This window comes from Blautia faecicola (genome assembly GCF_004123145.1).
GTDB classification, from domain to species: Bacteria; Bacillota; Clostridia; order Lachnospirales; family Lachnospiraceae; genus Oliverpabstia; species Oliverpabstia faecicola.
In genome coordinates, this window is sequence record NZ_SDKC01000001.1 from 3,415,579 (window position 1) to 3,428,540 (window position 12,962).

A 12,962-nucleotide genomic window follows, 5' to 3' on the forward strand; every position below is an offset into this window, starting at 1 on the left:
TATTTCATATCAAAAGAGGGAGGATACCATTATATGAAAAGAAAATCATTTTTTCTTTCGCTTGTCTTTGCGATGCTGTTTTTCCTATTCGGCGGCAACGTAAATGTACAAGCGGAAACCCCACTGGAACCGTACACCTATATCAATCCGGTCTACAAAGATGTTCTGTCGGATGCACTTCCGGAAGCAATAACACCTTACAGCATGGAAACTCCACAGAATGTTTCGTATACAGATGATGTACAGCAGCTGGCAGCAACCTTACGGCAACAGATGCTGAACCGGACAACTACGATCCATCTGTACTATCATTCCAATACTGCAATTACTCAGGATTCCTTGGACCAGCTGTCTGATCAGCTTTTTAATCTTGCAGTGGCTCATACCGGAAACGGAAAAGAGGGCGATTACCTTCGCTGGCACTGCGAAGGATGGACGCTTGGTGCATCCTACTCTTCGGCTTCTTCCGGATATAACATGGATCTTACCTTTACCATGTATTATCTGTCCGACGCTTCTCAGGAAGCACAGATGGATCAGGCAGTTTCCAGTCTGATCAGTTCTCTGAATCTTTCAGGGAAAAACGAGTATCAGAAAACAAAAGCAATCTATGATTATATGTGTTCCAATATCACTTATGATTATAAGAATCTGAATGATCCGAACTATACGTTAAAATTTTCTGCATATGCCGCACTGATCAACAAAACTTCCGTGTGTCAGGGATACGCAACCTTATTTTATCGACTGGCGCTCGAAGCCGGACTGGATGCCAGAGTCATCGCCGGTGTAGCAGGCGGTGGAAATCACGCATGGAACATTGTAAAGATCAACGGCAGTTATTATAACCTGGACAGCACCTGGGATGCCGGCAGAGATCCGTATGATTATTTTCTGAAAAATATGGATGATTTTTTCGACCATGACCGAAACGCAGACTATACCGCATCCGATTTTGTCACTGCCTACCCGATGTCTGCGACTTCTTATGATGAATCTGCTCCTGTCTACGGAGAGCCGACTTATGAATGGGCTGCTGATTACAGCTCCGTAACCGCAAAACGGCTGTGTGAGACAGATGGAACTTACGAAACAGAGACAGTGGAAACAACAAAAGAAGTGACAGATCCGACCTGTACCAAAGACGGAAGCATCACATATCGTGCAGTATTTACCAATGCCGCATTTAAAGCACAGACAAAAACCGTAGCCGGTGCCAAAGCTTTTGGACATGATTTTCAGAATGATATCTGTACCAGATGTAATGCACGCAGAACCGGTGCATGGGTTCACTCCGGATCCAGATGGTGGTATCGCTACAGCGATGGTACCTATCCGGCAAATGAATTACGCAAGATCGGCAATTCCTGGTTTGGCTTTGACGCTGCCGGATGGATGGAGACTGGCTGGGCTGCTCACGATAACAACTGGTACTACTTCGCATCCAGCGGTGCTATGCAGACCGGATGGCTGGCACACGGCAAGTCCTGGTATTATTTCGATGGAGCCGGTAAAATGATGACCGGATTTATCACCGTAGGAAAAGCCAGCTATTATATGCTCTCCAGCGGTCAGATGGCTACCGGATGGCAGAAAATCGGTAATTACTGGTATTATTTTGCTGGAAGCGGCGCTATGCAGACCGGATGGCTGGCACACAGCAAGTCCTGGTATTATCTCGATGGAACCGGTAAAATGACGACTGGATTTATCACCGTAAAAGGCGCAACCTATTATCTGAATGGAAGTGGTCAGATGGTTACCGGATGGCTCCATCTGAATAATGACTGGTATTATTTCGCAGGAAGCGGTGCGATGACTACCGGATGGCAGAAAGTCGGTAATTACTGGTATTACCTCGATGAAAATGGAAAAATGGCGACCAACACCTGGATCGGCAACTGGTATGTAAACGGTTCTGGTGCATGGGTTCGCAGCAGATAACACTTTACAGGCGTAGCAGTCAATGTGGCTGCTACGCCATTTTTATCTCCCCGCCTCTCCTTTCATTGCATTTTTTCTCTCCTTATATTACAATAAAATGCAGGAATTATTTCTCTATTCCACCAAAGGAGTAATAACTTATGAATGCACGAGCCATGTTAGAGCAGGCGGTCGCAGAGAATGCATCCGATATTTTCCTGGTTGCCGGGCGGCCGCTTTCGCTTCGGAAAAACGGCGCCCTTTCCCTGGAGAATGAGGAACGGCTTTTGCCGGATGATACCGCCGCTTTTTTAAAAGAAATTTATGAACTTGCTGACAACAGGGATATCAAACCTCTGCTCGATCACGGGGACGATGACTTTTCTTTCGCTATCCCAGGCGTATCCCGTTTTCGTGTCAGTGCTTATAAACAGAGAGGTACACTCTCTGCAGTGATCCGTGTGATCACCTTCCGGTTACCGGATTATCATATGCTGGGAATCCCGGATGCGATCATCAATCTCGGTCTTGGCGGCAAAGGGATGACGCTGATCACCGGTCCTGCCGGAAGCGGTAAGTCGACAACACTTGCCTGTATCATTGACCAGATCAACCAGACGCAGGAAAAACACATTATCACACTGGAAGACCCTCTGGAATTTCTTCACCGGCACAACAAAAGTATCGTCAGCCAGCGCGAGATCCATGTGGATACCGACAGCTATGTCGCCGCCCTGCGCGCTGCTCTGCGCCAGAGTCCGGATGTGATTCTTCTGGGCGAAATGCGTGATTATGAGACGATCCATGTGGCAATGACGGCTGCCGAAACCGGACATCTGCTCTTTTCCACACTGCATACGATCGGTGCGGCGAACACCATTGACCGTATCATCGATGTATTTCCGCCAAACCAGCAGCACCAGATCGCCGTACAGCTTTCCATGGTGTTAAATGCCGTGGTATCTCAGCAGCTGATCCCTACCGTCGACGGCGGTGTGGCTCCGGCATTTGAAATCATGACCGTAACCCCGGCGATCCGCAATATGATCCGCGACAATAAGATCCCACAGATCGATGGAATCCTCTATTCTTCCGCCAAACCGGATATGATCTCCATGGACAACAGTTTGCTTGCCCTGTACCGATCCGGAAAGATTTCAAAAGAAATTGCCTTGACTTATGCGACCAACCCGGATATGCTTATGAGGAAATTGTAGTTTCATATAACTAATCAAAGGAGGAACTCTGGGATGAACCCATTAGATATGATGAAATTCTCCGGTCTCTGGAGTACATTTACTGCGAACCACCCAAAATTTCCAAAGTTTATTGCCGCTGCTTCCCGCAAGGGGGTACTGGCAGAGGGATCCATCATCGCGATGCAAATCACCACGCCGGACGGTGAGACACTCGAAACCAACCTGAAAGTGACCGCTTCCGATCTGGAACTGATCCAGCAGATCAAAAAGATGCAGTAAGTAAAACGTAACTATACATGCAAAAGAGAGATTCTACGGTTTTTCCATAACCTGTAAAATCTCTCTTTTTTATCATATCCTGTTTTCTGTTATTTGTAATTCTGAAAGAAATCCCTTAGATTCGTAAGCGCCGATACCAGCGTCTTCGTCTCTTCTTCCGACAGGTCTTTGAGCAGGGACTGAATCATATCTTCGTGGAATTTCTCATGATGATGATATGCTTTCTCCCCTTTTTCCGTCAGAGACACCAGCACCACCCGCCGGTCTGCATCGCTTCGCACCCGGTGCACATAGCCTTTCTTTACCAGACCGTTGATCGATATCGTCAGCGTTCCCACCGTGATCCCCAGGGTGTTAGCCACCGAAGTCATGTTTCTCGGCTCTTTGATGCCCACGGCTTCGATCACATGCATATCGTTATTGGTGATATCCTTAAATTCCGGCGTTATAATTGCTTTCGCTTCGATATTCATAATATCATTGAACAGTTTTACCAACACCTCATGAAACATTTCATACGCCTGATCCATAAATCTCACCTCTCACATCCGGATTTTCTGTTGTATCTTAAATATGTCAGTCGATGGACATCCATTTCTGTAATTATACCACACTCCCGTCACATTCCTCAACAAAAACCGCTTGATTTCTCTTTATCACGATGATACGATATTTTTATAAAACATCGTAACTGTTTGACACTCTTACAATTACGAGTCGCAATGTATTCCGACTATCTGATCATTACAAGAGTGCAATTTACAGATAACAGCTTCACTTTATTTTTACAGGAGGTAAAACTATGGCAATAACAGCAACCATGGCCGAAGCACAAAACGACTATTATAAAGCGATGCGCGCCGGCAAAAGAGAAGGCGAGATTCTTCCCAATCTTGATGATATATTAAAAGAAAAAAACATTGTCGCTGTCCGGGAGGTTCCTCTTGGACTGGTTCAGATCCCTTCTGAACTGATCGTAGGAACCAAAACTGCAGGCAGAAGTTCCGCATTCAGCAAAAGTTTCAAACCTCTGCTGAAAGAAAACACAGAATTTGCATACAAATGGATGGCCCTGTACAAGGCGCATCTGAATGAAGGGATCCGTGAACCCATCAAAGCATATGAATTCATGAACAAATTCTATGTGGAAGAAGGGAACAAACGGGTCAGCGTATTAAAGTTCTTCGATGCAGTATCTATTCCGGGCAATGTTACCCGTATCGTTCCCCCGAGAACGGAAGAAAAAGAAAATAAAATCTATTATGAGTTCATGGACTTTTACGCCCTGTCTCATATCAACTATATCTGGTTCACCCAACTGGGGAGCTTTGCCAAACTGCAGCGTCTCGTTGGCAAACGTCCAGATGAAGCATGGAGCGATGACGACAGACTGGATTTTGCATCTTCTTATAACCGTTTCCGTGCCGAATACAAGGCAAATGGTGGTGATAAGATCCCGATTACTACCGGTGATGCGTTCCTGTATTTTATCGGTCTGTATGACTACCGTTCACTCGACAATATGACTGCCGTGGAGCTGAAAGAACAGCTGGCAAAATCCTGGGATGAGTTCCGGCTTCTGACTACCGACGAATCTGTGGAACTGCAGATGGATCCTACCGACGAAAGCGAAGTAAAGAAAAACTTCCTCGCCCGTCTGATCCCTACCAGCACCCCAAAACTTCTTGTGGCTTTCATCCACGAGAAAAACGCTGAAATATCCGGTTGGACTTATGCACATGAACTTGGCCGTATGCATCTGCAGCAGACCTTTGAGGATCAGATATCCACAACCTGCTACGATAACGCCACCGAAGAAAATGCTGACGATCTGCTTGCAAAAGCCATCGCCGACGGCAACAACCTGATCTTTACCACTTCCCCGCCGCTTCTGAAAGCCAGCCTGAAGGCAGCCATCGAGCACCCGGAAGTGAAGATCCTGAACTGTTCTCTGAACACCTCCCATCGCTATATCCGTACCTACTATGCACGTATGTATGAAGCAAAATTTCTGATGGGAGCTATCGCAGGTGCAATGTCCAAAAACGGTAAGATCGGTTATATTGCCGACTATCCGATTTTCGGTATGACTGCCAACATCAATGCCTTCGCTCTTGGTGCAAAAATGGTTAATCCACGTGCGAAAGTATACCTGGAATGGTCCACCCTGAAAGATCACGATGTGGCAAAAAGTTTCGCCGAAAACGAAGTTCACTATATTTCCGGTCAGGATATGACGATTCCCGGAGAACCGTCCAGACATTTCGGTCTGTACCGTGACTCCGAAAATATGCCGCTGAACCTTGCCATGCCGATCTGGCACTGGGGCAAATTCTATGAACAGATGATTCGTAACATCATGAACGGAGCATGGAAAATCGACGACACCAACGATTCCACCAAAGGTCTGAACTACTGGTGGGGTATGTCCGCAGGCATCATCGATGTGATCTGCTCCCAGCACCTGCCGATCGGTACCGCCCGTCTGGTCGCTCTGTTAAAAAAGAGTATCTGCGAAATGAATTATAATCCATTCTCCGGTGTCCTGTATTCTCAGTCCGGCATTGTCCAGAAAAATGCAGATGCCGTTATGGATCCGGAAGAGATCATCACCATGGACTGGCTGGCTGAGAATGTCATCGGTTATATTCCAAAGATGGAAGATCTGATCGAGAAAGCAAAACCTGTAGTAATGCTGCAGGGAATCGACAACCCGGAGATTTAGACAGCAAAGCTCGGCTTACTATAGAAGGTATATAACTATGAGGATATTAGCAATTGCAGACGAAGAATCCAAATATCTCTGGGATTACTTCCAGAAAGAGAAACTCGAGGGGATCGATCTGATCCTCTCGAGCGGAGATCTGAACCCCAACTATCTGTCTTTTCTCGCCACCTTTACCACAGCACCGGTTTTATATGTAAGGGGAAATCACGATGACAAGTACGAAAAGACACCGCCGGACGGATGTATCTGTATCGAAGATCAGATCTATGTCCATGAAGGGGTTCGTATTCTGGGACTGGGCGGTTCCATGCGCTACCGCCCCGGGATTAATCAGTATACTGAAAAAGAAATGAAAAAACGGGTCAAAAAACTATGGTTTCCACTGCTGTACCGCGGTGGATTTGATATTCTTCTGACCCATTCTCCCGCCTACCAGTTAAACGATGGTCTGGATCTCCCACACCAGGGATTTCAGGTCTTCAACACTCTGATGGACAAGTATCACCCGAGATTTTTTATCCACGGGCATGTACATATGTCTTACGGACGGAATCAAAAACGCTACGATCAGTATAATCAGACTCATGTGATCAATGCTTACGATCGCTGTGTATTTGATTATGAAGATGATAATCTGAGGGAACATTTGAAACGGTGATTTTTATCATGCCAGACAAAAAACAGGAGCAAAACGGTATCGCATCCGTCTCTGCTCCTGTTTTTTCTTCCTGTATCTCTGGTTTCTCTCCGTTGCATACTCTCTGCCGGTCAGATCTGTATGCTCCGTCCTTATGGGTTTCTTCTCATGATTTACAGCATCTGTCCTTTCAGGATAACCCCTTTGATTTCAAGAGTCTCCTGGTCAAGGAGTACTGCATTTGCCACTTTTCCCGGTGTGATGCTGCCGTATTTGTCGTAGATACCGATGCTTTTTGCCGGGTTGACTGCTGCACATTTTACTGCTTTTTCCAGAGGAATTCCCATCTGCTTCACAGCGGTACGCATACATTTCATCAGATTGGTATTGGACCCTGCAATCGTTCCGTCTTCCAGGGTCGCGCGGTTTCCTTTTACGATCACCGGCTGTCCGCCAAGCTCATACATGCCATCTTCCAGACCAGCTGCTTCCATGGTGTCACTGATGAAGATCACACGATCCTCTCCGAACATCTTGAATGTATTTCTCACGATTGCCGGGTGGATATGTACGTTATCGCAGATCAGTTCCGCCTCACAGTGTGCGTCATCTGCTGCCGCAATGATCGGTCCCGGTGCGCGGTGGTTGATCGGGTTCATCGCATTGTACAGATGGGTCATATGAGTGACACCTGCTTCGATCGCTGCTTTTGCTGTCTCATAATCCGCTGTTGTATGTGCGATCGACAGCACGACTTTTCCTTTTTCCGCCCGGATAAATTCCATCGCACCTTCTTCTTCCGGTGCCAGATCTACCAGTTTGAACAGACCTCCTGCTGCTTCCTGCAGCCGTTCAAACATTGCCACATCCGGTTTATGGATGTATTTTCCGTTCTGTGCTCCTTTTTTGGCCATGGAGATGAACGGTCCTTCCATGTTGATTCCGCAGAGAATCGCACCTTTTTCATTTTTATGGGCTTTCGCCGCTTTTGCGATCCGGGTCAGGCGTTCCTCGTCAAACGTCATGGTTGCCGGTGCGATCGTTGTCACACCCTGACTGGCCTCATAATCCGCCATTACCTGAATGGATTCTTCCGTTCCGTCACAGAAATCCTTTCCCATGCATCCATGAAAATGAATATCTGTCAGTCCCGGAATCAGATAGCAGCCGCTGCCGTCGACCACTTTTTCTCCGTCCCCACTGGTTTCTGTAAAAACTTCCCCTTCTGTGCAGACTTCTTTCTCTGCAAATGTTCCCTCTTCGGTATAGACTTTTGCTCCCTTGATGATCATTGTTCCTCTTCTCCTCCTTCGTCCTTATCCTGAATCTGCCTTGATTTTATCAACATGACGGAATTATCATGCCGTGCCCGTTTCACCGATGAATCGATCTCCAGATAGTATCCATATAAAATGTCCGTCATCACAAGGATCGGATACTGCGGAGAAATGATATTTCCAAAGTCCAGATTTTTCTTTGCCGCCAGACACACTACCTCTTCACAGAATTCACTGTATTCCGGGCGGTCATTTGCAGTCAGCAGCACGGTATAAGCCCCCTGGCGGTGTGCCTGTTTCAGACATTCTATTACTTCCTCGGTTCTGCCACTGATGCTGATGCCGATCGCCATACAGTCTTCCTGTACGATCGTCGAATGAAATCGCATCGTATGAGTCTCATCTACCGCATCCATATCCAGCCCCAGACGCATGAACCGGAACTGCATCTCTCTGGCTGCCAGGCTGGAACTGCCTTTCCCGTAAACAAACACCCGCCGGCACTCTGACATCTTCCCGGCAATCCGGCGAAGCTGCGCCTCATCTGCCAGATTATAACTTTTGTTCAGTAACTCCTGATAAGAGTCAAATACTTCTCTCATCTGTCCTGTGATCTGGTGATCTTTTTCTCCGAATGATTCTTTGTATTTGAACACAAATTCCCGATAGCCCTTATAACCACATTTTTTCGCGAATCGGGACAGAGATGCCTCTGACACATACAGCATCGAAGAAATATGTCTGGATGAAAAATCCATATCTTCCTCATTGGAAATAAAAAAATCAGCGATATTTTTTTCCACTGCAGACAGATTTTCATAATGGGCTTCTATGTTGGGTACTATTGTTTTTCTGTAATAACTCATCTTCCAATCCTTTCCGGCATCTGCTTGCAGCTGTTCCGTTCATTCACAGCTACCTTTTCCTGTCATAAAATAAGTATTGTATTTCTACATCCAGTATAACATGTTTTCTTTTACTTTCAAGTCCTTTCATCTTCCTTGAAAATTCATAATTCCATCCTTCCACCCATTGACTTTCCGGATGGTTTCGCTTATGCTGAACATAAGAGCGCTGCATGTTTCATGGGGGAAAATGCAGGGCGTTTTTTTACACAGGAGGGTTTTTACACAAATGAAAAAAGAAACTGTTACAACCAATCAGATCACCGAGGGCGTAATCTGGAAACAACTTTTGTTGTTCTTTTTTCCCATTGTTCTGGGAACATTTTTTCAGCAGCTGTACAACACGGCAGATACGATCGTTGTCGGGCGTTTTGTCAGCAAAGAAGCTCTTGCCGCTGTCGGTGGTTCCGCCGCACAGATTGTCGGTCTGATCGTGGGATTCTTCGTCGGACTGGCTTCCGGTGCTTCGGTTATTATTTCCCAGTTTTATGGTGCGAAGGACAGAGCGCAGCTGAACCGTGCCCTGCATACTGCCTATGCATTCTCTATCGTTGGAAGTATTTTCATCACCGCTCTGGGAATTCTGACCGCTCCCTGGATGCTTGAACTGATGCACACACCACAGGAAACCATGGCGGATGCACTGCTCTATCTGCGGATCTACTTCGCCGGTATTATCTTTGTCTTTATCTATAATGTGGGTTCCAGTATCCTTCGTGCGATGGGAGATTCCCGCAGACCGTTATATTATCTGATCGTCTGCTGTATCCTGAATATTGTGCTGGATATCGTTCTGGTGATCGTTTTTCACATGGGCGTTGCCGGTGTGTCAATCGCCACGATTTTTTCTCAGGGAGTCAGTGCTGTTTTGGTCACCCGCGCCCTGATGCGTTCCGATGATCTGTATCAGCTGGAGTTCCAAAAGATCCGCTTCCACAAATCTGCTCTGATCAGTCTGATCTGGGTGGGCTGTCCTACCGGCATCCAGTCCATTTTATACAGTGTCACCAACATGCTGATCCAGACGTTCTTGAATAATCTGGGAACCGATACCGTAGCTGCCTGGAGTGCTTTCGGAAAGATCGATTCTCTCTACTGGATGGTCAATAATGCGTTCGGTATCGCTGTTACGACTTTCGTAGGACAGAATTTTGGTGCCGGAAAATATGACCGCATGAAAAAGAGTGTCCGCATCGGACTTTGTATGGGACTTTGTACAGCTCTGACATTGACTCTCATATTCTATAACTTCGGCACTCCGCTGTTTCGTCTGTTTACCTCCGATGAAAATGTAGTCTCTATCGGTATGCAGATGTTACACCACGTTGCTCCGGCATACTGCCTGTTCGTCTTCATCGAACTGCTCTCCGGTGCGCTCCGCGGAACCGGAGATGTTGTGATCCCGATGCTTATCACCTGTTTCGGTGTCTGCCTGCTGCGTATCGCCTGGCTCTTCTTCATCGAACCACTCGCTCCGGGTCTCAACACCATCGTCCTCAGTTACCCGGTCACCTGGGCGATCACGGCGGTGATGTTTATCGTTTACTACTGTTACCGGGCAAAGAAATGGCCGAAATCTTATGCGAAAAAAACGGCTTAATCTTATGCCGATAATATCCTTTCACTGTTTGTTCGTATAACATATAAAAAAGGGCTGTCATTTCCGACAGCCCCTTTTTATATACATATGTAATTGTTAAATCGGACACTCGCTACTTGTTTATAAATGTAGCCACTTCTCCACAGTCAGTGAGAACTTTCACCTACTGAGCGCGGACTTAACTTTCCCGCATCCATTTCATAGACCTGATCGCATAAAACTTCTATATCCTCACGATTATGACTCGCCAGTAAGATTGTTATTCCCTTCTCTTTCAGCTGCATCAACAACTCCCGCATCTCCTTCACACCCTGATTATCCAGTCCATTCATAGGTTCATCCAGAATCAAGATTTGTTGATACTCCATAATTGCCTGCGCGATTCCCAGCCTCTGCCGCATTCCCATAGAGTATTTTCCGACTTTTTTACTCATTGCATCCTTTAACCCAACCAATGTCATCACTTCAGTAATATCCATATGTGGCTTATCAGAAAGTCCCGCCAGAAGTTGAAGATTTCTCTTTCCACTATATTGCCGTAGAAATCCAGGCTCCTCTATGATTACACCCAACTGTGTCCGATCTGCCTGTATCTTTCCGGAATCAATATTTAATAACCCGCAGATACACTTAAATAACACCGTTTTTCCCGAACCATTTCTTCCTATGATTCCACAAATTTTTCCTTTTTCCACAGCAAGTGTAACATCATCCAAGACAACAGCTGTTCCGAAACTTTTCACTACATTTTCTATAGAAATCACCGGTTTGCTCATTTTCTTTATCATCCCTTTGCCATATCTATTCTAATTGTTTTCCAATACACTAATATTCCCAGGAATATACTGCCGATAATCAAAATCAGGTTCGCTTTATTTATTGAAAGTCCATGAACTGTATACGCCGAAAGATTTCCAACATCTGCCCATCCACTTGGAACAAGATAAATCATCCAGGGCGGCATATACTCTACTCTTGTAACCAGTAATACAGAAGCCATGATCACCGCAAAACTTATAATTTTCCCTAAATAGATGTTTAAGAGCCACATACATAACCCATAAAAAATACAGATCAGACATCCCATGCCAAACACAAGAAAAAATGCCCGCACAGGCTGATAATTCATAACTAATTCTGGAGTTACATAAAATGATAATCCTAACTCATATGCTTTGTCTGTAAGTGCCAGTGTGGTCCACACCCTTCCCCACTCATTGCTGAAATCAATTCTCGGTATCAGCATCAGAACACTAATTCCAACCCAACACAGCATATAACCAATACTAACAAAAATAATATAAAAAAAATGTCCTGTAACCCATTTCGCTCTTCCACACCGGATCATTACGAATAGTTTATCTTTATCATAAAACGGAGCATCCACAAAAAACAATACTATCCCTGCAAACACCACCGCCGCACAGAATTTTCCATTCAGAAAAAAAGGAAATAAAAAAGGGGTTGCTTTCTCCCCTGATGCAATCAGAAATTCACGAAAAGGATCCAGGAAGCTTTTCATAAAAATAAACAGACATACGGGGATTGTATATATTTTGTAATTTTTAGACATAATACGGATCTGATATAAACATACTTTCAGACTATACAGTATCATCTTCATTGGAATTCCCCCTTCATCTTACGATACATCAATCTTCCACCCACTATCCCAAAACATATCGTTATGAAAAATGCGTAGCTGAAAAATAACACAGGATTTTTCGTATAACAACCAATTGCTTCATAGATATGCTCTATACTTAACATAGGACAATATTTGAAGAATCCCGCAAATAAGAAATAAAAACAATAATATAAAAGAAAAGGAATGACGTAGATTTCAAAAGAATTATTAATGTAAGCAGAAAATGCCATAGTCAGCACACCCATGCTGCCACATAACATTCCATATAATATGGTCTGTATCGTGACCGCTAACTTAATATGACTAATCATCAATCCACGAAAACAGCTCATAGGCGCAAAATTATCTAACGTAACACTATTTTCCGCCAGAAACGGAACATAGAAACTCTGTTTTATCAAAAAAAGAACCGTTCCAAGAACACACACAGAAAATGCTGACATAAAACATACAATTAATTTGGAACAAACATACTTCCATACACCTGTCCGTAGAATCGCATATCGTAAAAAATGATTTTCTTTTTCTTCTATATGTGCAGATAAAAATGGAATCGTAGAGATCAATATAGCCATCAGATAAGTAATTGACCTCCCCCAAACATTGATAAAATAAAACAGAACATCTTCCCGCAAACCAAACCGTTTGCTGTTAAGATCCCATACAAGAAACATCAGAAGAATCGCCAGTGGAAATTTCCAATTTATGAATGCTCTGGAAAAATCCGTCTTTATAATAGATTTCACTTATACCCTCCCGTTGTTCA

General features: G+C 44.9%; 12 protein-coding genes. 6 read left to right on the plus strand and 6 right to left on the minus strand.

Translation table 11 applies throughout. The annotated features are described in order from the left end of the window. Positions 1–33: 33 nt before the first annotated feature. From ETP43_RS15375 to ETP43_RS15385, 3 genes are all read left to right on the plus strand, one after another. A complete protein-coding gene (locus tag ETP43_RS15375) occupies positions 34–1,944 on the plus strand; it encodes a transglutaminase domain-containing protein (RefSeq protein ID WP_129259122.1) in 1,911 nt (636 codons plus the stop codon). A gap of 140 nt (positions 1,945–2,084) precedes the next feature. Continuing rightward, on the plus strand, positions 2,085–3,140 hold the full coding sequence (locus tag ETP43_RS15380) for a type IV pilus twitching motility protein PilT (RefSeq protein WP_022398727.1): 1,056 nt from the start codon (positions 2,085–2,087) through the stop codon (positions 3,138–3,140). Positions 3,141–3,173: 33 nt separating this feature from the next. Further along, positions 3,174–3,401 carry a hypothetical protein gene (locus tag ETP43_RS15385; protein ID WP_129259124.1) on the plus strand — a complete coding sequence of 76 codons (228 nt, stop codon included), beginning with the start codon at positions 3,174–3,176 and terminating at the stop codon, positions 3,399–3,401. A gap of 89 nt (positions 3,402–3,490) precedes the next feature. Here ETP43_RS15385 and ETP43_RS15390 read toward each other — a convergent pair whose 3' ends face one another. Continuing rightward, positions 3,491–3,931 carry a MarR family winged helix-turn-helix transcriptional regulator gene (locus ETP43_RS15390; protein WP_129259126.1) on the minus strand — a complete coding sequence of 147 codons (441 nt, stop codon included), beginning with the start codon at positions 3,929–3,931 and terminating at the stop codon, positions 3,491–3,493. 272 nt (positions 3,932–4,203) lie between these two features. Here ETP43_RS15390 and ETP43_RS15395 point away from each other — a divergent pair, with 272 nt between their 5' ends. After that, positions 4,204–6,126, plus strand: coding sequence for a BMP family ABC transporter substrate-binding protein (locus ETP43_RS15395; RefSeq protein WP_243114312.1), 1,923 nt, complete (start codon positions 4,204–4,206; stop codon positions 6,124–6,126). Between the two features lie 37 nt (positions 6,127–6,163). After that, complete coding sequence (locus tag ETP43_RS15400) at positions 6,164–6,787, plus strand: metallophosphoesterase family protein (protein ID WP_022171530.1); 624 nt, start codon at positions 6,164–6,166, stop codon at positions 6,785–6,787. 152 nt (positions 6,788–6,939) lie between these two features. On the opposite strand, the gene nagA is transcribed toward ETP43_RS15400, so the two are convergent. Then, entirely contained in the window at positions 6,940–8,058 is a 1,119-nt protein-coding gene (gene nagA / locus ETP43_RS15405) for an N-acetylglucosamine-6-phosphate deacetylase (RefSeq protein ID WP_129259128.1), read from the minus strand. After that, positions 8,055–8,909 (minus strand): MurR/RpiR family transcriptional regulator, encoded by an 855-nt coding sequence (locus ETP43_RS15410; protein WP_129259130.1) that lies wholly within the window; start codon positions 8,907–8,909, stop codon positions 8,055–8,057. The genes nagA and ETP43_RS15410 overlap by 4 nt, the downstream gene beginning before the upstream one ends. Before the next feature lie 268 nt (positions 8,910–9,177). Between ETP43_RS15410 and ETP43_RS15415 the strand changes: the two genes are divergently transcribed. Next, positions 9,178–10,548 carry an MATE family efflux transporter gene (locus tag ETP43_RS15415; RefSeq protein WP_129259132.1) on the plus strand — a complete coding sequence of 457 codons (1,371 nt, stop codon included), beginning with the start codon at positions 9,178–9,180 and terminating at the stop codon, positions 10,546–10,548. Between the two features lie 146 nt (positions 10,549–10,694). Here the strand turns inward: ETP43_RS15415 and ETP43_RS15420 are convergent, their stop codons facing one another. The 3 genes from ETP43_RS15420 to ETP43_RS15430 are packed head-to-tail and all read right to left on the minus strand — an operon-like array spanning position 10,695 to position 12,942. Next, positions 10,695–11,336, minus strand: coding sequence for an ABC transporter ATP-binding protein (locus ETP43_RS15420; protein WP_243114313.1), 642 nt, complete (start codon positions 11,334–11,336; stop codon positions 10,695–10,697). Then, positions 11,333–12,172: a hypothetical protein gene (locus ETP43_RS15425; protein WP_129259135.1), complete on the minus strand. Its 840-nt coding sequence runs from the start codon at positions 12,170–12,172 to the stop codon at positions 11,333–11,335. Before ETP43_RS15425 ends, ETP43_RS15420 begins: the two co-directional genes overlap by 4 nt. Further along, a complete protein-coding gene (locus tag ETP43_RS15430) occupies positions 12,169–12,942 on the minus strand; it encodes a hypothetical protein (RefSeq protein WP_129259137.1) in 774 nt (257 codons plus the stop codon). The genes ETP43_RS15425 and ETP43_RS15430 overlap by 4 nt, the downstream gene beginning before the upstream one ends. Positions 12,943–12,962: the final 20 nt, after the last annotated feature.

Bases quoted from the DNA above. Each gene is read 5' to 3' on its own strand.
- ETP43_RS15375 (WP_129259122.1), top strand. From the start codon at position 34: ATGAAAAGAAAATCATTTTTTCTTTCGCTTGTCTTTGCGATGCTGTTT.
- ETP43_RS15400 (WP_022171530.1), top strand. From the start codon at position 6,164: ATGAGGATATTAGCAATTGCAGACGAAGAATCCAAATATCTCTGGGAT.
- ETP43_RS15395 (WP_243114312.1), top strand. From the start codon at position 4,204: ATGGCAATAACAGCAACCATGGCCGAAGCACAAAACGACTATTATAAA.
- ETP43_RS15420 (WP_243114313.1), bottom strand. From the start codon at position 11,336: ATGATAAAGAAAATGAGCAAACCGGTGATTTCTATAGAAAATGTAGTG.
- ETP43_RS15410 (WP_129259130.1), bottom strand. From the start codon at position 8,909: ATGAGTTATTACAGAAAAACAATAGTACCCAACATAGAAGCCCATTAT.
- ETP43_RS15390 (WP_129259126.1), bottom strand. From the start codon at position 3,931: ATGGATCAGGCGTATGAAATGTTTCATGAGGTGTTGGTAAAACTGTTC.
- ETP43_RS15380 (WP_022398727.1), top strand. From the start codon at position 2,085: ATGAATGCACGAGCCATGTTAGAGCAGGCGGTCGCAGAGAATGCATCC.
- ETP43_RS15385 (WP_129259124.1), top strand. From the start codon at position 3,174: ATGAACCCATTAGATATGATGAAATTCTCCGGTCTCTGGAGTACATTT.
- ETP43_RS15415 (WP_129259132.1), top strand. From the start codon at position 9,178: ATGAAAAAAGAAACTGTTACAACCAATCAGATCACCGAGGGCGTAATC.
- ETP43_RS15425 (WP_129259135.1), bottom strand. From the start codon at position 12,172: ATGAAGATGATACTGTATAGTCTGAAAGTATGTTTATATCAGATCCGT.
- nagA (WP_129259128.1), bottom strand. From the start codon at position 8,058: ATGATCATCAAGGGAGCAAAAGTCTATACCGAAGAGGGAACATTTGCA.